Origin of the sequence: Bacillus sp. FSL K6-6038 (assembly GCF_038050455.1) — a bacterium.
Lineage (GTDB): Bacteria > Bacillota > Bacilli > Bacillales > Bacillaceae_G > Bacillus_A > Bacillus_A pseudomycoides.
Genome location: NZ_JBBOUH010000001.1, coordinates 5211675 through 5231308, shown reverse-complemented (window position 1 = coordinate 5231308; position 19634 = coordinate 5211675). Strand labels below are relative to the sequence as shown.

The window sequence follows — 19634 nt, the reverse complement described above, 5'->3', positions numbered from 1 at the left end:
GAGAAAGAGCGATTCGTCGCTCTTTTTTTACTTTTTTGTTGTTTCACGTGAAACAGCAAGAAAGTAAAAAGTTTTGGAATTGATAGAAGTAAAATAAGTTTAGCATCATAAAAAACAAGCTATCTATAGATAGCTTGTTTTTTATGATGCTATTTGCGGGCAGTAATACTCCCACCTCAAAGTTCAGCGAAAGCAAAGAAATTACGTGGGAGATAAACTACCCGTAAAATTCCGATTGGTGAGGGCTGATTAAAGTTTCACTTTATTCCTTATACAAGTTCTTTTCCAGCAGCAAATTTACGATATGCACCGTGATGTGTTGGTCCTACATATTCGTTAATTTTGAATGAGTGACGAATTGCTGCTGTGATGAATTCTTTTGCAGTTTTTACCGCCTCTTTTACAGATTTACCTTTTGCAAGTTCTGCTGTAATTGCTGCAGAGTATGTACAACCTGCGCCGTGTGTATTTGTTGTATCAATTTTCTCTGATTCTAAAAGATCAAATGTTTCTCCATCGTACAATACATCGATTGCAGTTTCTGTACCTAGCTTGCTACCGCCTTTAATTAGTACATATTTTGCACCTAAAGCATGGATTTTTTTAGCAGCTTCTTTCATGTCTTCAAGAGAATTAATTTTCACACCGCTTAGTTGATATGCTTCAAATAGGTTTGGTGTAACAACTAATGCTTTTGGAACAAGTACATCGCGTAAGCAGTCATTTGTTTCAGGATGCAATGCTTCATCTGCACCTTTACAAACCATAACTGGGTCTACTACTACATTTTGTAGATCATGCTTTTCAATTGTTTCAGCAACCATTTCAATGATTTCAACAGATCCAAGCATACCCGTTTTTAAAGCATCAACACCAACACCTTCAATTGTTGTTTCTAATTGTGGTTTGAGTGTAGAAGCAGGAATCGGGAATACGTTATGTGCCCAGCCGTTATGTGGATCCATTGTTACGATTGTTGTAAGAGACGTCATTCCGTATACACCAAGTTCTTGAAACGTTTTTAAATCCGCTTGTATACCAGCGCCACCGCTTGTGTCAGAACCAGCGATTGTAAGTGCTTTGTTTAATGTCATTGTGAAAGCCCCCTCAGGTGATATAATGAAAACTACATTTTTAACCATTATATCAATCTTATGAATAAGTACAAAGTGAAAAAGTTACTTGTTTGTTTGAGAATACATTGAATTTGGTACAATGAGAAAAGAAAATATTGTATGTAGGAGACAATTTATGTTTCAGGAGAACCGTATAAGCGAATTAGCGATATTAAAAGAGATTGCAGAAACATTAAATACATCCAATGATACATATCATGTGCTACAAGCGGTATTAGAAAAATTGCTGCATGTAACAGGATTAACAACAGGATGGATTTTTCTTGCTGATGAAAATGGTAGGTATACAAAATTAATTGATTATCATTTACCAGCAGCGCTTACCTTTCAAGATAAAAAGCCAATGTGCGAAGGAGAATGCTGGTGTTTACGCCGTTTTGTGGAGGGGAAATTAGAACGAGCGGTTAATATTATTGAATGTAAACGAATTAACAATGCGGTTGAAAATAATTGGGGTGATACAGAAGGAATTCTTCATCATGCAACCGTTCCATTAAAAGCTGGCGGAGAAGAGTTTGGAGTCTTAAATGTCGCTAGTCCAGGGAAAACACATTTTTCTGAAGAAGAACTGATGCTATTACAATCGGTTGCCCTGCAAATTGGAACAGCTTTAAAACGAACGAAACTATATGAAAATGAAAAGAAACGGGCTCATTATTATGTGAAACTAGAGCGTTTTATTCAGGAACTAAGAAAAATTCATAAGTTAAATACATTACCAGAAGAAGTTGTAAAACAAGTGGGAGATGTATTTCTATGGGAGCAAGTTGCATTTTTTATACAAGAAGAAAAAAAGATATCCATGCGAGCTTGCTATAAGAAATATGTATCGGAAAGAGATATGGAGTTAGAGAGTATTGCAAAAGAAGCGATAGAAAAAAATCAGCCTGTTTTGTTGAAAAGACAGTCTAATGCCTCTAGCATTGTTGCTCTAATACAAATTCGAAATCAAGTGTTTGGTGTTTTATGCGTGAGTTCGAAGCATGGAGAGTTTGATGAGAACACTGTAGATATTGTACAAGCGTTAACGAATCATATTTCATTAATGATTGAGAATTTACGGTTAAATGAACAGCGGCGTGAACTTGCTCGGATGGAAGAACGAAACCGTTTGGCAAGGGATCTGCATGATTCAGTTTCACAAAAGTTATTTTCATTAACATTTATGACGAAGGGTGCCGAAGCTGTTTTAAAGGGACAAAATGAAACGGTAGATCAATCTCTTCATGAGATGAGGGAATTAGCACAAGGTGCCTTAAAAGAAATGCGAGCACTTATTTGGCAACTTCGTCCAGCAGGGTTAGAAAAAGGTTTGCTACTCGCTTTAAAGCAATATGGAGAGAACTTAGGGCTGAACATTCGTGAGCAAGTTAAAGGTGTGCGTGAGTTACCGCGTGTAGTGGAAGAAACATTATGGCGAATTGGACAAGAGGCTTTAAATAATGTGAGTAAACATGCGAGGGTAACAGAGGCGACAATTTATTTGAAAGTAACAGAGAAAGAAGTGTCCTTAGAGGTAGTTGATTATGGCCTCGGTTTTATAGAAAAAGATATAAAAGAGAAGAAATCGCTCGGTATGACAACAATGCGTGAACGCGCAGAGTTAATTGGCGGATGGATTACGATTGTAAGTGAGAAAAAGCGAACAAGTATAAAAGTTATCGTACCATTATAATGCGATGTGAAAATGAGGGAAACTTGTGAAGATAAAAGTATTATTAGTTGATGATCATACAGTTGTTTTAAAAGGATTAGCATTTTTTTTAAGCACACAAGAGGATCTTGAATTGGTTGGAGAGGCGAATAATGGGAAAGAAGCGTTGGTAAAGGTTCAAGAAGTACAGCCAGATATAGTTTTGATGGACCTGTATATGCCAGAGATGGATGGGATTGAAGCGACCGCATGCATCAAAAAGGAATATCCAAATGTGAAAGTACTCGTATTAACTAGTTTTTCCGATCAAGCGCATGTCTTGCCGGCTTTAAAAGCTGGGGCAAGCGGATATATTCTAAAAGATGTTGAACCAGATCAACTTGTGGAAGCTATCCGTAGTGCATATAAAGGAAATATTCAGCTTCATCCTGATATAGCAAGTGCGCTTCTTTCCCAAACTTTTCCGCAAGAAGAGCAACAGGAGTCATCAAATATTCATGTAGATGTACTAACGGCAAGGGAGAATGAAGTGTTGCAGCTCTTGGCAAAAGGGATGAGTAATAAGGAAATTGCATCCGTGTTAGTGATCACAGAAAAAACAGTAAAAGCTCATGTAAGTAGTATTTTAGGAAAATTAAATTTATCGGATCGTACACAAGCAGCTTTATATGCAGTGAAAAATGGGATCGTATAAGACAAAAGTCGTAGGACTAGTTCGCCTTTAGGAGGTGGACTTTTTTTATGAAAAGATACGTCTATGTGAGGAAGAAATTGTTAGGATGAGAGGATAAAATGTATTTGTAAACAACAATAATTACAGGGGATTGCCCCTTTTTAGTGAGTAGATAATAAACAACGTAAGAGTGAGTAATAGGAGGAAAAAAGGCATGACAACAGTTTTATTTGTAAAAGCTAACAACCGTCCAGCAGACCAAGCAGTTAGTGTGAAATTATATGAAGCGTTTTTAGCAAGTTATAAAGAAGCACATCCTAATGATACAGTGGTAGAACTTGATTTATACAATGAAGAATTACCATATGTAGGCGTAGATATGATTAACGGCACATTTAAAGCAAGTAGAGGATTTGATTTAACAGCAGAAGAAGCAAAAGCAGTAGCTGTTGCTGATAAATATTTAGATCAATTCCTTGCAGCTGATAAAGTAGTATTTGGTTTCCCGTTATGGAACTTAACAATTCCAGCTGTACTGCACACATATATCGATTACTTAAACCGCGCTGGTAAAACATTTAAATATACACCAGAAGGCCCAGTAGGTCTTATTGGAGATAAGAAAATTGCGTTATTAAACGCACGCGGTGGTGTATATTCTGAAGGACCAGCAGCAGAAGTAGAAATGGCTGTTAAATATGTAGCAAGCATGATGGGCTTCTTCGGTGTAACAAATATGGAAACTGTTATCATTGAAGGTCATAATCAATTCCCAGATAAAGCAGAAGAGATTATTGCAGAAGGTCTTGAGAAAGCTGTTAAAGTAGCAAGCATATTCTAATGAACAAAATAATCGTTACTCAATAAGCAGTATCAATGTCTTTATGGCATTGGTACTGCTTTTTTTATTGTCGTTTGAGTTCATCTGCTAACTGTTGTAATTGCTTTCTGTCTTGTATCAAATACATTCTTCCTTCTTTTTTTAACCAATTTTGCTGACAAAATTGCTTTAATACATATAAGAGATGACGGTAGCTAACGTTTAAGTATTCAGAGGCCTCTGTATGTTTTTCAAGGTAACAATTGCTTTGCTCTGTTAACAAAATGAACGCCGCTAATCGATTTTCTAAAGGGTAGTTATAGCTTTTGGCATATTGTTCAGTTCGAGTAATTGTTTTTTCTCCAATGAATTTGCACAATTGCTGTAAGAAATGGGCGTCTTGTAATAAGAGATGGCGACAATCTTTCAAGGGAAGAGCTAAACAGATACATGCTTCCATAGCTTCAATCCCTTTTGTTAATGTCTCTACTCCAATTAATCCTAATTCTCCAATGATTGATGGTGCTTTTATAAAATTAATTAAGGAAATCCTGCCATTCTGATGGCTCATATATATTTTTGCTTTTCCCGAAATTAAGTAATAAAGGTAGGGAAATTCCTCTCCTTCGTTACAAATGGTTTCTTTTTTTTGAAACGAATGAACTTCTATATATGGCAAAATGTCAAACGAAAAGAACGTTTGAAAGTTGAAGCATTTTACATAACTAGGAATCTTATCTGAATCTTTTTCGATTTTCATTTTTTCACCTCGCATTTAGTATGAGATATCTCCTATTCTTTTTACAAGCAGGAGTGATACGATTTGTTTGATGACAAAAGAAAAAGCGTATTTTGATAGAAGAAAGGGAGAGAAGCAACATGAAGAAATATCAAACATTACTATTTGATGTAGACGATACGTTATTAGATTTTAAAGCAGCGGAAAGAACAGCGTTACATTTGCTTTTTGAGGAACAAAAAATTCCTTTAACTGATGAAATTGCAGCACATTACAAAAAAATAAACCAAAATCTGTGGAAATCCTTTGAAGAAGGAAAAATAGAGCGTGATGAGGTAGTGAATACTCGATTTTCAATTTTATTTAAGAAGTATGGTCAAGAGGTGGATGGCCTTTTGCTTGAAAAAAAATATCGTAGTTATTTAGAAGAAGGAAATCAGCTTATTCATGGAGTGTTTGAATTCATACAAAATATTCAAACCCAATATGATTTATATATTGTGACAAATGGTGTTTCTAAAACGCAAGATAAACGTCTGCATAATTCAGGATTACATTCATTCTTTAAGGGTATTTTTGTTTCAGAAGACACTGGTTATCAAAAACCAATGAAGGAATACTTCGATTATGTCTTTGCACGAATTTCTAATTTTTCTGTGGAGAAAGGATTAATTATCGGGGATTCTTTAAGTGCAGATATTAAAGGTGGGCAGCTAGCCGGGCTAGATACTTGCTGGTTTAATCCTGAAAAGAAGTTAAACGATAGCGGGATAGTTCCGACTTATGAAATTCAAACTTTTGATGAGCTGTATGAAATTTTAAAATGTTAGTTCTTTTAAGGTTTTAAGGAAAATTTTATCATTTTAACCGAGAAGACCCCCTCCTCTAAACGAAGTGAAGGTGGGGGTAGTTCAATTTACTATTCAATATTTGCGCTAGTCGCTTGTTTATTCTCACTATTGTTAGGAAGTGGAAATAAATTTCCAATCATTGCAGCTCCAAGCATCGGTAATAATAAATTAATTGGGAAAAACATAAGTAATAGCACTGTAATAGCGATTGGTTTTCGTAATGCATAGCTTGAAATGGCTGTCGTCACGATAGCTACAGAAGCAATTGGATCTAGCGGTATGACAGTGGCCATAGCATATCCAATACTTGCTCCAGCAAATATAATCGGAAAAATGTGTCCTCCACGCCAACCTGTATTTAAACAAACTGCCGTTATACATAATTTTAAAACACCTGAAAGAAACAGCACCCCAAATGATAATTCTGTCCACTCATTCACTAATTCTTTTAATTGGTGTTCTCCTGAAAACATAGTATATGGGAGGAAAGTTCCGGCAATCCCTAAAATAATGCCACCTATAATCCCTAATGTTAGTTTATATTCTTGAAAAGGATGTACTACTTTTTCCAATGTATGTTCTACCTTGAAGTAAAAATAGCCTATACTAGCACCTATACAAGCAAGAGGTAGAAAGGCAACCCATTCATGAAGCGCAAAAGATCCTTCTCCAAAATTAACAATAAAAGATCCTCGATTATCAAATTTACTAAGCAATAAATAAACAGAAAAACCAGCCAAAGTAGTAGCGACATATACGATAGCTTTTTTCCCTTTGGAAACTTCAGCAAGTCGTTCATTCTCATTTTCACTTGGAGCTAAGTAACCGAATAACGGTGCATTAAAAATAACACTTAAAGTAGCGCCAATTCCAATTTCTGTTAGTCCCTGCATTCCTTTTACAGCAAAATGAAAGCGATCGCCAACCCATGTACAAAGCCCGCCTATAATCCCGACAAGTGCTGCTTCGGGCCCTAAGCTTGCTCCAAATACTAAAACAATAATAGCTGTTAATGTAGCTTGATGTACAAAACGGTATTCAATCCTACCTGTTTTCTTATATTCAGCCATTACCTCTGGCATTAAACGTGGGTATGTACCAAAGTACTTTTGTGATAGTCCAATAAGAAAACCACCGATTATTGTTACACAAATTGTGTAATAAGATGGTAATGCAAATTCTTTGGGTAAATATTCCCAAACGAAATGAATTCCAGCATTGGTGACAACTAAAAATAACCAGACTGTGGCACCAACGATAGAACCTAGAAATATACCGTACACGATGAGTAAATAGTGCATATTTCTCCTAATAGTCAATTTTTATGCCTCCTCTATTTATACGTTATTATGAAAAGTTAGGGATTTTGATACGAAAATAATTGATTAAGTAATTGAATATGCATATTATCTTTTTAAAGAAATACTTATTCAACATATATTATAAACATCATTAGTATTATTTCTTTTAAAGAAGCAAAATACAAGTGATGTTTAAAGCTTTTGATTTCATCGAAATGATACTGCTCATGTCATGTACGGAAATAAATATAAATTGTCTAAAATGCTATTGTAATCCCTACGAGAATTGTATACTAGTATAAGTTAAAATACGCATTAGATTTAGGAGGTTTCTTGTTTGATTCGTGATTTGAAAGAACAAGCGCTTGATGAGCTTGATGAAAGATGGGGATTAGCAGTAGGAGTTACTACATTGTTCTTTATATTCCCTTTCGTATGGTCTTGGAGCTGGAGTAAAGTAATAGAATCGTTTATGATGGATATTATTGTCATGCTAATGGTTGGGCCCTTAACTTTAGGTGCTTACTATCTTGCCTTAAATACAGTTCGTGACAAGACAGTTGGGATTGGGCAATTATTTAAATGGTGTAAAGGGTTAAATAAGCTTATTAAATCAATTTTAATATATTTACTAATGGATATCTATATTACTTTATGGACATTGCTATTTATCATTCCAGGGATTGTTAAAATTTTCTCTTACACTATGACATTTTTTATTTTAAATGATCATCCGGAATTTTCAATGAACCAAGCTATTACGGAAAGTCGTCGTATGATGAACGGACATAAGATGGATTATTTCTTAATATGTTTAAGTTTTATTGGCTGGTTTATACTAAGTATCCTTACTTTAGGAATCGGTTTCTTATGGTTGATTCCATATTTTTATACTACAAAAGCAGCGTTTTATGAGAAAGTTTCAACAGACTATTATAAAAGAAAATCTTATGTTTAAAAACAACAAAGCATAAATGTTAATGGTTCATGCTTGCTGTTCTTTATAAGCATTTTATAAATTGTTATACCATTGAACGACTTGTGACCTCTTACTTTAACGATTGTGTTATGGTATATGATCTATATATCACTTACAGTAGATGCTTTACACGCAAAATAAGCAAATATTTCATAAATACGAAAATGGCCAAGGGTTCTTTCAAAAAATCCTTGGCCCTTAATTTTTTTAGAATATCACGTGCATGATATCAAGCAGTAGGCTTACCAAATTACCACTATAGAATCTTACAAAACTGTCATGTTGTTGTAAGGTCTAGCGATAGTAAAACAATAGATTTCCCTACATAATAAAGGTATAACAACAAACACAATTTCATGAGGTGATACATATGAATGGAAATAAAGTTTTATCTTCTTTTTCGTACTGGAGTGTTCTTTTTGCCCCTGTCTTATTCCCGCTAATTGTTTGGATTCTCGGAGATCATGAAACAAAAGGTCATGCGAAACGAGCTCTATGGACACATCTTATTCCGGGAATTACTACTTTTATAGGAATTGTAGTATTGGGAATTATGGATGTCGGTTTTAAGCAACCAGGTACAACAATGGCTATTGGCGCAATGATTATGGTATGTATTTGCGGCCTAATTAGTCTATACTTTTTTATTTGGAATATTGTAAAAGGGATTCGAGTAATTAGAGCATAACCTTTAGGGTATCTACTATTCTTCGTATTCATCATTGTAATTTTTATTTAAGCTTAGCTTGATGACGAGGGGATATTTCCCTTGGTTCCTTGAATTTTAATTTTTATAATAAACAGTTAATAAAATATTTTGTGAACATTCAGAAAAATAATTGACATTAGGAAATTATTGCTATAAAATCAACGGTAATTGCATAGTCTTATCAAGAAAAGGTGGAGGGACAGGCCCTATGAAACCTTGGCAACAGCCGAATAACGGAATTGTGCCAAATCCTGCAGGTAATAAACCCTGAGAGATAAGAAAGAGACTTTAGAGCGTGTTTTCAAACTGCTTCTTTCTTGTTCGGGAAAGAAGCAGTTTTTTTATTTTCTATAAAAGAAAGGAGAATAAGGAATGGGAGAATCATGGGGAAAAGGAACCATTTGTGTGCAAGGTGGTTATACACCGAAGAATGGTGAACCACGTGTTTTACCACTTTATCAAAGTACGACGTATAAATACGATACGTCCGATGATTTAGCAGCGCTCTTTAATTTAGAGGCAGAGGGCTATATTTATACGCGTATTGGGAATCCGACACTAGCAGCATTTGAACAAAAGTTAACAGAGTTAGAAGGCGGAGCCGGAGCTGTTGCGACAGCCTCTGGTCAAGCGGCTATTATGCTTGCTGTTTTAAATATTTGTGGCAGTGGTGATCATTTGCTTTGTTCTTCAACCGTTTATGGGGGAACCTTTAACCTGTTTGGAGTAAGTTTGCGCAAGCTTGGTATTGATGTAACATTCTTTAATCCGAACTTAACTGCTGATGAGATAGTGGCACTTGCAACTGAAAAAACAAAGCTGATTTATGCAGAGTCCCTTGGAAATCCAGCGATGAATGTTTTAAATTTTAAAGAGTTTTCAAACGCGGCAAAAGAACTGGAAGTACCGTTTATCGTGGATAATACTTTGGCGACACCATATTTATGCCAAGCGTTTGAGCATGGCGCAAATATTGTTGTTCATTCTACAACGAAATATATTGATGGCCATGCGAGTTCATTAGGTGGAATTGTCATTGATGGAGGAAATTTTGATTGGACAAATGGAAAATATCCTGAGCTTGTCGAACCAGATCCAAGTTATCATGGCGTAAGTTATGTGCAGAATTTTGGCCAGGCGGCATATATTGTGAAAGCTCGTGTTCAACTATTAAGAGACTATGGAAACTGTATGAGCCCATTCAATGCGTATATTAGCAACATCGGTTTAGAAACATTACATTTACGAATGGAGCGTCATAGTGAAAATGCTCTTGCAGTTGCGAAGTGGCTTGCTAACCATGATCGTATTGAATGGGTGAATTATCCGGGATTAGAAAGTAATGAAAATTATCCATTAGCGCAAAAGTACTTAGCAAAAGGTGCAAGTGGTGTTTTAACATTTGGTATTAAAGGAGGACTAGAATCTGCGAAAGAGTTCATTGCAAATGTGAAGCTGGCAACTCTTGTGACACACGTTGCAGATGCAAGAACATGTGTGATTCATCCCGCTAGTACAACGCACAGGCAGTTAAATGAAGAAGAGCAACGTTTAGCAGGTGTTACATCTGATTTAATTCGCTTATCAGTCGGTATCGAAGATGTTTCTGATATTATTGCGGACCTAGAGGAAGCATTAGTTGGAGGCAAAGCGCATGCCGATCATTGTTGATAAGGATTTACCAGCCCGTAAAATATTGCAAAAAGAAAATATTTTTGTGATGACAAAAGAGCGAGCTGAAACACAAGATATACGTGCTCTAAAAATTGCAATTTTGAACTTAATGCCAACAAAACAAGAAACAGAAGCGCAATTGCTCAGGTTACTCGGTAATACACCACTTCAACTGGATGTGCATTTGCTTCATATGGAGTCTCATATATCCCGTAATGTAGCGCAAGACCATTTAACAAGTTTTTATAAAACATTTCGCGATATTGAGGGAGACAAATTTGATGGTCTCATTATTACAGGGGCCCCAATTGAAACACTTCCTTTTGAAGATGTAGATTATTGGGAAGAACTTGGACGCATAATGGACTATTCAAAAACGAATGTAACATCTACATTGCATATTTGTTGGGGAGCACAAGCGGGTCTATATTATCACTATGGAATTCCGAAATACTCGCTTGAAGAAAAGATGTTTGGTGTATTCGAGCATGAAGTGCATGAGCAGCATGTGAAATTGTTACAAGGATTCGATGAGCTCTTTTTTGCACCACATTCACGCCATACGGAAGTACGCGCAGCTGATATTGAAAAAGTACGAGAGTTGACATTACTAGCAACATCAGAAAAAGCAGGTGTCCACCTTGTTATGGGGCAAGATGGAAAGCATATTTTTGTTCTTGGTCATAGCGAATATAGCTGCGATACGTTAAAACAAGAATATGAACGCGATAAACAAAGAGGGCTAGATATTAAGGTTCCCAAAAACTATTTTAAACATAATAATCCAGCTGAAAAGCCACTCATAAGATGGCGGAGTCATGGAAACTTATTATTTTCAAATTGGTTAAATTATTATGTGTATCAAGAAACCCCTTATATTTTGTAGGCTGATCATTATATAACATGTGGCAACGTTTTCTTTACACGGATTACTTTATATTTTTCCGAATGTTCAAAATATATTGTTTTTCAGAATCTTAACTTATATAATGGCATCTAAATACAATTCTTTAGAGGGGTGGACAGTATCATGAATGAAATTCAAGTGGGCTTATTAGGCCTTGGAACGGTTGGCAGCGGTGTGGTTCGTATTATTACGAATCATCAAGATCGTCTTATGCACCAAGTTGGTTGCCCAGTGAAAGTAACAAAAGTATTAGTGCAAAATATTGAAAAAGAGAGAGAGGTCCAAGTACCCTCTACCTTATTAACGAAAAATGCAAATGAAATTATAGATAATCCTGATATTGATGTTGTCATTGAAGTGATGGGTGGCATAGAGGAAGCGAAAGCATATATTTTACAAGCTTTGAAAAATGGTAAACATGTTGTTACTGCTAATAAAGATTTAATGGCATTGCACGGAGCAGAATTACTGACGGTGGCAAAGGAAAATCAAGCTGACTTATTTTACGAGGCGAGCGTAGCTGGAGGGATTCCAATTCTGCGCAGCATTGTAGAAGGACTTTCTTCGGATCTTATTACGAAAGTGATGGGAATCGTGAACGGAACAACAAACTTTATTCTGACAAAAATGTCTGACGAAGGGAGAGCATATGACGACGTGTTAAAAGAAGCGCAGCAGCTTGGATTTGCGGAAGCAGATCCAACATCAGACGTTGAAGGTTTAGATGCAGCAAGGAAAATGACGATTTTAGCTACTCTAGGTTTTTCTACAAATGTAGAGCTTGGAGATGTGAAGGTGAAAGGGATTACTTCCATTACTGAGGAAGATATCGCATATAGTAAAAGCTTAGGATATACAATTAAATTAATTGGACTGGCGAAGCGTGATGGTGAAAAGTTAGAGGTAACAGTTGAGCCAACATTACTTCCGAATACACACCCTCTTGCAGCTGTTCAAAATGAATATAACGCCGTATATGTATATGGTGAAGCGGTAGGAGAAACAATGTTTTATGGACCTGGTGCAGGAAGTTTACCGACAGCGACAGCGGTTGTTTCTGATTTAGTTGCGGTAATGCAAAATGTGCGCCTTGGTGTAACTGGGAATAGCGCAGTTTCTCCGCAGTATGAAAAGGTATTAAAAGAGCCAGATGAAATTTTTGTGAAGAAGTTTTTACGCCTACATGTAAAAGATGAAATTGGTGTGTTTGCAAAAATTACATCTTTATTCTCTGAACGCGGTGTTAGCTTTGAAAAAATTATTCAAATGCCACTCGGGGAGAAAGGAAAGGCTGAGATTGTTATCGTAACACATCGTGCATCACTTGCAGACTATGAATATATTTTACATACATTGGGGACATACGAAGAAATAGATTGTGTGAAAGCAAACTATCGAATCGAAGGAGATGCTAGGTAATGTGGAAAGGTTTGCTTGCTGAGTATAAGGAGTTTTTACCTATTACGGAAAAGACACCTCCCTTAACATTGCATGAAGGTAATACACCACTTATTTTACTAGAAAACCTTTCAAAGCGGTGGGGCGTAACAATTTACGGGAAAATAGAGGGGGCAAATCCAAGCGGATCGTTTAAGGACCGCGGTATGGTAATGGCGGTAGCAAAAGCAAAAGAAGCAGGGAGCGGAGCGATTATCTGTGCATCTACAGGTAATACGTCTGCATCTGCAGCGGCTTATGCAGCTAGGGCAGGACTGTCGTGCATCGTTATTATTCCAAATGGGAAGATTGCATACGGTAAATTAGCGCAAGCTGTCATGTATGGTGCTGAGATTATAAGTATTGATGGGAATTTCGATCATGCTTTGCAAATTGTACGTAAGCTTAGCGAATCATCACCAATTACACTTGTAAATTCTGTTAATCCATACCGAATTGAAGGGCAAAAAACAGCTGCATTTGAGATTTGTGATGCGCTTGGGAAGGCGCCGGATATTTTAGCAATTCCAGTTGGTAATGCAGGCAATATTACAGCGTATTGGAAAGGTTTCAAAGAGTATCACGAAAGACTTGGTACGGGTTTACCAGAGATGCGCGGCTTTGAGGCGGAAGGAGCAGCGGCGATTGTGCACGGACATAAAATTGAAGAGCCAGAAACAATCGCAACAGCAATTCGAATTGGAAATCCCGCAAGTTGGGAGCAAGCCGCCCTAGCTGCAGAACAATCTCGAGGTAAAATTGACGAAGTAACAGATCGTGAAATTCTTGAAGCGTATGAATGGCTAGCCAAGTATGAAGGAATTTTTGCAGAACCGGCTTCATGTGCTTCTCTTGCAGGTGTTTATAAACAATTGCAAAGCGGGGAAATTACAAAAGGAAGCCAAATTGTAGCGGTATTAACAGGTAACGGTTTGAAGGATCCAAATATCGCCATTGATACGAAGGGAATTCAACCAGTCGTGTTACAAAATGATGAGAAGGTTGTCTTTGATTATATTCAGGGAGCTGTCTTTCGGTAAAATAGATGAAAAAAGCCTATTGTAGCGTTATTCGCTCAATAGGCTTTTTTCATGTGGAGGATTTTTGTACCAATCTGAATAAATGCTTGAATGATCCAGCCTGTTGTAAAGGAAAGGATAATTGTTCCGAAGTAAATAGGCCCATCTAATAAGAAACTGAGTGTCAAAAATAGCAAAGCTAATGAAATTTCTGTTCTGCGAAACGTCCATTTTTTCTTTTCAGACATTGTTAAGACAAAGGCCTCTTGTGGTGCTGCACATAATTGTGTGGAGACATAAATTCCAATTCCAGCGCCAACAAATAGATTTCCGCACACAAGTGTTATATATTTTGGAAGAGAGCGGATTGAATCCATAATGATAGTAATAGAACCAATCCAATCAACAAAAACAGAAATAAGAACCATAGTAACAATTGTTCCGATTGTAATATGCTTCTTATTCAAAAATAGCACAATAAGTGTAAAGGCGAAGTTAATCATAAAAATCCAAAAGCCAATACTTACTCCAAAGTTTTGATATAGCGCAATAAAAAACGAATCATAAGGACTAAGGCCAAAGGAAGTAATAGTTGTCATCATGTTAATTCCAAGAGATAGGATGAGTAGTCCGCTAATAAAAAATATATAGTCTAGTTTTAGACGTATCATATGTTTCAAATCCTTTCTGAATGTATTTGCTAGAAAAGGATATATTGTGGAAAGCTTACCAGGTCAAGAAAGAATTTTTTGATGAGGTTTATTTAAATGATGGGAAGGGGAGGAAATAAGATGACAAATATAAAAAAGATTGCGGAAATTGCCGGTGTATCAGTGTCAACGGTTTCACGTGTATTAAATAATCATCCGTATGTAAGTGATAAAAAGAGGCAGGAAATTTTAGCAATCATTGAAGAGCTAAATTACACCCAAAATGTGAATGCGATTCATTTAGTAAGAGGAAAGACGAATGTGATAGGTGTTATTTTGCCGCATGTAAATGATCAATATTACAGTGCAATTATTGAGGGGATTTCTAAAGAAACGGCCAAAAAAAATTATAATATGATGCTCTGTCAGACGAACTATAGTGCCGAAAAAGAACTTGAAATTTTGCATATGTTAAAAATGAAGAAGCTTGATGGTGTAATTATATGCTCGAGAATGAATGGCTGTAAAACAATAGAAGAATATACAAAGTTTGGTCCGATTGTAACATGTGAAGAAATAGAATCTAAGTGTATTTCTAGCGTACATATTGATCACTATAAGGTGTTTTCGCAGGGGATGAAATACGTAATAGAAAACGGACACGCTCACATTGGATATTGTATTGGCAGAAGTCATAGCGTAAATAGTCAAAAACGAAAACAAGCTTATGAGGAAGCGCTTCAGGAGATTTCTATAGAATCTCGAGAAGAATGGAAGTTTACAGAGCATTTTACAGTAGAGGATGGTCGTGAAGTGATAAGAGCGTGGATTAACATGTCTGTGAAACCAACAGCATTTCTCGTTTCTTGTAATCCAATCGCAGCAGGTATGGTAACGGAAGCAAAAAAACAAGGAATTCGTATTCCTGAAGATCTTGCAATTATTGGATGCGATGACCAAGAGGTGGCTGATGTGTTAGGAATTACAACAATTGCTCATTCTAGTAAAGTAGTTGGTGCGAAAGCATTTGAAATATTATATGAGAAGATAGAGGATGAAAAAATAGATGTGAAGAACATTGAACTTTTACCACAGTTGACCCTTCGTGAAACTACATAATGCATAAAGTATGAAAATCGCTTTTCGAAAAGGCGTTTGGTATAATTAGGGACAATCTATGAGGCTAAAAGGGGTTTTGACATGAGATCCAAATTAGTAAAAGGAATTTTACTCATTACAATTGCATCTTTTTGTTTATTTGCATATGGTTTTATTTCGGGGATTAATGATGTATTAAATCCGAAAGCTTCAAATTTAACTATGAAGACAGCACAAAAACAAGTAAAGGGGAAACAGCACCCTGGAACATTACAAGTTGTCAGTTTAGGCGATTCTTTAACGCGTGGCGTTGGAGATAAAGAAGGAATTGGCTATGTGGGACGAGTGAAAGAAAGTTTGCAGAAGGATTACAAACAAAAGGTAGCGTTAACGAATTTAGCTGTTAGTGGTGCGAAAATGCCGGATTTGTTGAAACAAATAGCAAGTAGTGGTGCACAGTACTCAATTAAGCAAGCGGATCTTATCATTTTAACAATTGGAGGAAATGACTTATTTCCAGGATGGGAATCACTTGGAAAGATAGATCTAGAAACATATCGCCCTAATACAGAAACATTTCAAAATCAGGCAAAACAAATTTTAACAGAAATTCGAAAGCTAAATCCAGATAGCCCGATTTTCTGGCTCGGTTTATACAATCCTTTTGAGGATGTTGAAGATTTAAAAGGTTCTTCATCCATTGTTGTAGATTGGAATGCATCTTTAGAGAAGTTAGCAATAGATAATAAAAATGTATATATAACGCCAACGTTTGATCTGTTTCAAAACCGAGGGAAAGAATTATTATACTCAGATCATTTTCATCCGAATGAAATTGGCTACTCATATATGGCGGATCGCTTATTACAAGGCGTTGTAAGTAAGTTGAAGCTAAATGAAGGAGGGGCGAAATGACGACGGTACTTTCAGTACGAAATGTGAAAAAGGTCATTGGGAAAAAGACGCTTGTTGAAAACATTTCATTTGATGTGAACCAAGGAGAAGTGTTTGGATTTTTAGGACCAAATGGAGCAGGGAAAACAACAACAATTCGGATGCTAGTTGGTCTTATTAAAGCGACTGAAGGTACGATTTCTATTGGTGGTTATAATATTAAAGAGAACTTTCGAGAAGCGATGCGGCAAATTGGTAGCATCGTGGAAAATCCAGAGCTCTATACATATTTAACAGGGTGGGAAAATTTAAAGCAATTTGCACGTATGCTTGGCGGTATATCAGATGAACGTATTTTAGAAATTGCGAAAATGGTTCATTTAGATGAACGTATTCACGATAAAGTGAAAACGTATTCTCTGGGTATGAAACAACGCCTTGGAATCGCGCAGGCTCTTCTTGGAAACCCGAAACTCCTTATACTAGATGAACCAACAAATGGCCTAGATCCAGCTGGTATAAGAGAGATGAGGGAGTTTATACATAAGCTTGTGAAAGAAGAAAACATGAGTGTCTTTATTTCGAGTCACTTACTAAGTGAAGTACAAATGATATGTGATCGTGTCGCTATTATTCATAAGGGAAAAATGATTACAGTTGCACCTATTGAAGAGTTGATTAAAACTGCGAGCGATCGTGTTGAATGGATTGTTACACCGATTTCCCGAGCATTAGAACTTTTAAAAACTTCAAAAGAAGTTAGGGAAATTAGCATAGATGATGAACGTTTATTGTGCCGAATGGATATTAATACAATTAGTGCTTGGAATAAACGCTTTGTAGAAAACGGAATAGATGTACATAGCGTGAAGGAGCTTGTATTTACACTAGAAGATTTATTTATTGAACTCACAGGGAGTGAGAAACATGCGTGAATTTGCGAATCTTGTTTTAAATGAATCAGAAAAAATCTATCGAAAGAAACGTATTGTTGTCGTCATGCTCATATTGGCAATCTTAATTCCTTTGTTTGTTTATGCACAGTATCGTGAAGTGCAGACAACGCAAAAACGCCTTGGTACAAGCGATTGGAAGGTAGCACTTCAGCAGCAAATTGTTGATTCGCAAAATCGTTTAAATAATTCTAGGTTGCCAGAAGAATGGCGGGATTGGCTGAAAGTACGAGTGGAGCAGCAACAATATTATTTAGATCATGATATTAATCCAACAGCACCAGGAGCACCAACGTTTGTACGAGCATTCATTGAACAAGGAATTACATTGTTTATTCCGCTACTTGTAATGATTGTTGCAATTGACATTGTATCGGGAGAACGAAGTGATGGAACGATGAAAATGCTTCTAACGCGGCCGATTCGACGCTTTAAAATTCTTCTCAGTAAATATGTGACGATGTTGTTATTTATCTCACTTATATTGCTCTTGGTGGGGATTTTCTCCTATGTATTATCGGGCGTTGTTTTCGGATATGCCGGGTGGAATTTACCGGTACTGACGGGTTTTGGAATTGATAAAGAAACATTGAATACAAATTTTGTCCACCTCATTCCGCAGTGGCAATATATTTTAATGGCATATGGATTAGCTTGGTTTGTTGCGATTGTTGTGGGAACCATATCCTTTATGGTTTCTGTGTTAATTCGTAATACACCAGCTGGTATGGGAGTCATGCTAGCGGCGTTAATTGCAGGTGGTATCTTAAGTTCCTTCGCAACGTCTTGGGAAGGGGCAAAATATATTTTTAGCGTAAATTTATCGCTCACAGATTATTTATCAGGGAAGTTACCGGCATTGCAAGGTCTATCGATGAGCTTTTCATTGATGAATTTAACAGCTTGGGCTGTAGTTTCTCTTATCATTTCATTTGTCGTATTTACGAAGCAAGACATGGTCAATTAAATGAATAGGAAGTGAAGAGATGGAACATATTTTAAAGAATGATTGGGAGCCGTTACTTGCACCAGAATCCGAGAAACCATACTATCAGAAACTAAGACAGTTTTTAAAAGAAGAATATAGTACCCATGTCATATACCCAAATGCTAATGATATTTTTAATGCACTACATTATACAAGTTATAAGGATACAAAGGTTGTTATTTTAGGACAAGATCCATATCATGGACCAGATCAAGCGCATGGGTTAAGTTTTTCTGTGCAACCTGGCGTGAAAACACCACCATCACTGCAAAATATGTACAAAGAATTGCATGCAGATCTTGGTTGTGAAATTCCGAATAACGGTTATTTAGTGAAATGGGCAGAGCAAGGCGTATTATTACTTAATGCGGTGTTAACTGTGAGACAAGGAGAAGCAAATTCTCATAAGGGAAAAGGATGGGAGCATTTCACAGATCGTGTTATTGAACTGTTAAATGAACGTGAAAAACCTTTAATTTTCATATTGTGGGGGCGCCATGCACAAGCAAAGAAAAAACTGATTACAAACTCGAATCATCATATTATTGAATCTGTACATCCAAGTCCTTTATCAGCAAGACGAGGTTTCTTTGGCAGCAAGCCGTTTTCAAAAGTAAATGACCTCTTATCTAGTATGGATGAGAAAAAAATTGATTGGCAAATTCCAAATCTATAAAAAAGGTAGCTAACAGTCATTCTGTTAGCTACCTTTTTTAATCACTGCGGTTCATTTTTTAATTTTGCATCTAGTACAAATGTACCAAATGGGATAACGGAAGCAATCAACGCACCTAAAGCCCATAAGATAGACTTACGATGTACGATTGTTACTTGAATCACGGCAAAGATGAATAATATAAATAGAACGCCATGAGCCATACCTGTAATTTTAACTGCTGTTGCAAACCCCGCAAAGTATTTTAACGGCATCGCTACAAATAATAGTAGTAGAAAGGAAATCCCTTCGATTAATCCAATTGCTCTTAATCTTCCGATTGGTGTAGATAACATAAAAGTGCCTCCTTAAACATGCGCTTGTATATAGTAAATTTGTATTCTTATTCCAAATAAAATAGTATGTTTTGTTTCATTATATACAAAAACAAAGTTTACACTACGAGAATGTTGTAAAGTTCAAAATATCTTCACAAA

General features: G+C 36.4%; 20 protein-coding genes and 1 riboswitch. Of the genes, 15 read left to right on the top strand and 5 right to left on the bottom strand.

From position 1 onward, the window contains the following. Positions 1-269 precede the first annotated feature (269 nt). On the bottom strand, positions 270-1094 hold the full coding sequence (pdxK, locus tag NSQ40_RS27500; RefSeq protein ID WP_098100859.1) for a pyridoxine/pyridoxal/pyridoxamine kinase: 825 nt from the start codon (positions 1092-1094) through the stop codon (positions 270-272). A 157-nt stretch (positions 1095-1251) separates the two neighbouring features. Between pdxK and NSQ40_RS27495 the strand changes: the two genes are divergently transcribed. The 3 genes from NSQ40_RS27495 to NSQ40_RS27485 all read left to right on the top strand — a co-directional run bounded on the left by NSQ40_RS27495 (position 1252) and on the right by NSQ40_RS27485 (position 4304). After that, entirely contained in the window at positions 1252-2811 is a 1560-nt protein-coding gene (locus tag NSQ40_RS27495; RefSeq protein WP_003209275.1) for a GAF domain-containing sensor histidine kinase, read from the top strand. A 25-nt stretch (positions 2812-2836) separates the two neighbouring features. Next, complete coding sequence (locus tag NSQ40_RS27490; protein ID WP_003202355.1) at positions 2837-3484, top strand: response regulator; 648 nt, start codon at positions 2837-2839, stop codon at positions 3482-3484. A 193-nt stretch (positions 3485-3677) separates the two neighbouring features. Beyond that, complete coding sequence (locus tag NSQ40_RS27485) at positions 3678-4304, top strand: FMN-dependent NADH-azoreductase (protein WP_003202357.1); 627 nt, start codon at positions 3678-3680, stop codon at positions 4302-4304. Positions 4305-4368: 64 nt separating this feature from the next. On the opposite strand, the gene yeiL is transcribed toward NSQ40_RS27485, so the two are convergent. Beyond that, positions 4369-5043 (bottom strand): transcriptional regulator YeiL, encoded by a 675-nt coding sequence (gene yeiL / locus NSQ40_RS27480; protein WP_029427499.1) that lies wholly within the window; start codon positions 5041-5043, stop codon positions 4369-4371. Positions 5044-5162: 119 nt separating this feature from the next. Between yeiL and NSQ40_RS27475 the strand changes: the two genes are divergently transcribed. Continuing rightward, a complete protein-coding gene (locus NSQ40_RS27475; RefSeq protein ID WP_003209272.1) occupies positions 5163-5852 on the top strand; it encodes a YjjG family noncanonical pyrimidine nucleotidase in 690 nt (229 codons plus the stop codon). Positions 5853-5941: 89 nt separating this feature from the next. On the opposite strand, the gene NSQ40_RS27470 is transcribed toward NSQ40_RS27475, so the two are convergent. Continuing rightward, positions 5942-7174: a chloride channel protein gene (locus NSQ40_RS27470; protein WP_371388580.1), complete on the bottom strand. Its 1233-nt coding sequence runs from the start codon at positions 7172-7174 to the stop codon at positions 5942-5944. A gap of 337 nt (positions 7175-7511) precedes the next feature. Between NSQ40_RS27470 and NSQ40_RS27465 the strand changes: the two genes are divergently transcribed. The 6 genes from NSQ40_RS27465 (at position 7512) to thrC (ending at position 13920) form a co-directional block, all read left to right on the top strand. Further along, complete coding sequence (locus NSQ40_RS27465) at positions 7512-8132, top strand: DUF975 family protein (protein ID WP_003202364.1); 621 nt, start codon at positions 7512-7514, stop codon at positions 8130-8132. Between the two features lie 391 nt (positions 8133-8523). Continuing rightward, a complete protein-coding gene (locus NSQ40_RS27460; protein WP_003209270.1) occupies positions 8524-8841 on the top strand; it encodes a DUF4870 domain-containing protein in 318 nt (105 codons plus the stop codon). Positions 8842-9037: 196 nt separating this feature from the next. Beyond that, positions 9038-9143: riboswitch (SAM riboswitch) on the top strand. Between the two features lie 91 nt (positions 9144-9234). Then, complete coding sequence (locus NSQ40_RS27455) at positions 9235-10533, top strand: bifunctional O-acetylhomoserine aminocarboxypropyltransferase/cysteine synthase (RefSeq protein WP_018764875.1); 1299 nt, start codon at positions 9235-9237, stop codon at positions 10531-10533. After that, the gene (metA, locus tag NSQ40_RS27450) at positions 10517-11422 is read left to right on the top strand and encodes a homoserine O-acetyltransferase MetA (RefSeq protein ID WP_098100860.1); all 906 of its coding nucleotides are present in this window, start codon (positions 10517-10519) and stop codon (positions 11420-11422) included. Before NSQ40_RS27455 ends, metA begins: the two co-directional genes overlap by 17 nt. 144 nt (positions 11423-11566) lie before the next feature. Beyond that, on the top strand, positions 11567-12862 hold the full coding sequence (locus NSQ40_RS27445; RefSeq protein WP_003202371.1) for a homoserine dehydrogenase: 1296 nt from the start codon (positions 11567-11569) through the stop codon (positions 12860-12862). Beyond that, positions 12862-13920 (top strand): threonine synthase, encoded by a 1059-nt coding sequence (gene thrC / locus NSQ40_RS27440; protein WP_003209265.1) that lies wholly within the window; start codon positions 12862-12864, stop codon positions 13918-13920. The genes NSQ40_RS27445 and thrC overlap by 1 nt, the downstream gene beginning before the upstream one ends. 35 nt (positions 13921-13955) lie before the next feature. Here thrC and NSQ40_RS27435 read toward each other — a convergent pair whose 3' ends face one another. After that, a complete protein-coding gene (locus tag NSQ40_RS27435) occupies positions 13956-14570 on the bottom strand; it encodes a YczE/YyaS/YitT family protein (RefSeq protein WP_026008491.1) in 615 nt (204 codons plus the stop codon). Between the two features lie 120 nt (positions 14571-14690). Here NSQ40_RS27435 and NSQ40_RS27430 point away from each other — a divergent pair, with 120 nt between their 5' ends. From NSQ40_RS27430 to NSQ40_RS27410, 5 genes are all read left to right on the top strand, one after another. Then, positions 14691-15668, top strand: a complete 978-nt coding sequence (locus tag NSQ40_RS27430; protein WP_018764878.1) for a LacI family DNA-binding transcriptional regulator — start codon at positions 14691-14693, stop codon at positions 15666-15668. An 81-nt stretch (positions 15669-15749) separates the two neighbouring features. Further along, entirely contained in the window at positions 15750-16562 is an 813-nt protein-coding gene (locus tag NSQ40_RS27425; RefSeq protein WP_003202379.1) for an SGNH/GDSL hydrolase family protein, read from the top strand. Beyond that, positions 16559-17476 carry an ABC transporter ATP-binding protein gene (locus NSQ40_RS27420; RefSeq protein WP_018782402.1) on the top strand — a complete coding sequence of 306 codons (918 nt, stop codon included), beginning with the start codon at positions 16559-16561 and terminating at the stop codon, positions 17474-17476. The genes NSQ40_RS27425 and NSQ40_RS27420 overlap by 4 nt, the downstream gene beginning before the upstream one ends. Beyond that, entirely contained in the window at positions 17469-18461 is a 993-nt protein-coding gene (locus NSQ40_RS27415; protein ID WP_018782401.1) for an ABC transporter permease, read from the top strand. The genes NSQ40_RS27420 and NSQ40_RS27415 overlap by 8 nt, the downstream gene beginning before the upstream one ends. Before the next feature lie 19 nt (positions 18462-18480). Continuing rightward, positions 18481-19158, top strand: a complete 678-nt coding sequence (locus tag NSQ40_RS27410; protein ID WP_003202387.1) for a uracil-DNA glycosylase — start codon at positions 18481-18483, stop codon at positions 19156-19158. 41 nt (positions 19159-19199) lie between these two features. Here the strand turns inward: NSQ40_RS27410 and NSQ40_RS27405 are convergent, their stop codons facing one another. After that, positions 19200-19493: a DUF3817 domain-containing protein gene (locus NSQ40_RS27405; RefSeq protein ID WP_098100863.1), complete on the bottom strand. Its 294-nt coding sequence runs from the start codon at positions 19491-19493 to the stop codon at positions 19200-19202. Positions 19494-19634 lie beyond the last annotated feature (141 nt).

Coding starts and splice junctions, on each gene's coding strand:
- pdxK (WP_098100859.1), bottom strand. CDS start 1,094: ATGACATTAAACAAAGCACTTACAATCGCTGGTTCTGACACAAGCGGT.
- NSQ40_RS27495 (WP_003209275.1), top strand. CDS start 1,252: ATGTTTCAGGAGAACCGTATAAGCGAATTAGCGATATTAAAAGAGATT.
- NSQ40_RS27485 (WP_003202357.1), top strand. CDS start 3,678: ATGACAACAGTTTTATTTGTAAAAGCTAACAACCGTCCAGCAGACCAA.
- yeiL (WP_029427499.1), bottom strand. CDS start 5,043: ATGAAAATCGAAAAAGATTCAGATAAGATTCCTAGTTATGTAAAATGC.
- NSQ40_RS27475 (WP_003209272.1), top strand. CDS start 5,163: ATGAAGAAATATCAAACATTACTATTTGATGTAGACGATACGTTATTA.
- NSQ40_RS27470 (WP_371388580.1), bottom strand. CDS start 7,174: ATGCACTATTTACTCATCGTGTACGGTATATTTCTAGGTTCTATCGTT.
- NSQ40_RS27460 (WP_003209270.1), top strand. CDS start 8,524: ATGAATGGAAATAAAGTTTTATCTTCTTTTTCGTACTGGAGTGTTCTT.
- NSQ40_RS27455 (WP_018764875.1), top strand. CDS start 9,235: ATGGGAGAATCATGGGGAAAAGGAACCATTTGTGTGCAAGGTGGTTAT.
- metA (WP_098100860.1), top strand. CDS start 10,517: ATGCCGATCATTGTTGATAAGGATTTACCAGCCCGTAAAATATTGCAA.
- NSQ40_RS27445 (WP_003202371.1), top strand. CDS start 11,567: ATGAATGAAATTCAAGTGGGCTTATTAGGCCTTGGAACGGTTGGCAGC.
- thrC (WP_003209265.1), top strand. CDS start 12,862: ATGTGGAAAGGTTTGCTTGCTGAGTATAAGGAGTTTTTACCTATTACG.
- NSQ40_RS27435 (WP_026008491.1), bottom strand. CDS start 14,570: ATGATACGTCTAAAACTAGACTATATATTTTTTATTAGCGGACTACTC.
- NSQ40_RS27430 (WP_018764878.1), top strand. CDS start 14,691: ATGACAAATATAAAAAAGATTGCGGAAATTGCCGGTGTATCAGTGTCA.
- NSQ40_RS27425 (WP_003202379.1), top strand. CDS start 15,750: ATGAGATCCAAATTAGTAAAAGGAATTTTACTCATTACAATTGCATCT.
- NSQ40_RS27420 (WP_018782402.1), top strand. CDS start 16,559: ATGACGACGGTACTTTCAGTACGAAATGTGAAAAAGGTCATTGGGAAA.
- NSQ40_RS27415 (WP_018782401.1), top strand. CDS start 17,469: ATGCGTGAATTTGCGAATCTTGTTTTAAATGAATCAGAAAAAATCTAT.
- NSQ40_RS27410 (WP_003202387.1), top strand. CDS start 18,481: ATGGAACATATTTTAAAGAATGATTGGGAGCCGTTACTTGCACCAGAA.
- NSQ40_RS27405 (WP_098100863.1), bottom strand. CDS start 19,493: ATGTTATCTACACCAATCGGAAGATTAAGAGCAATTGGATTAATCGAA.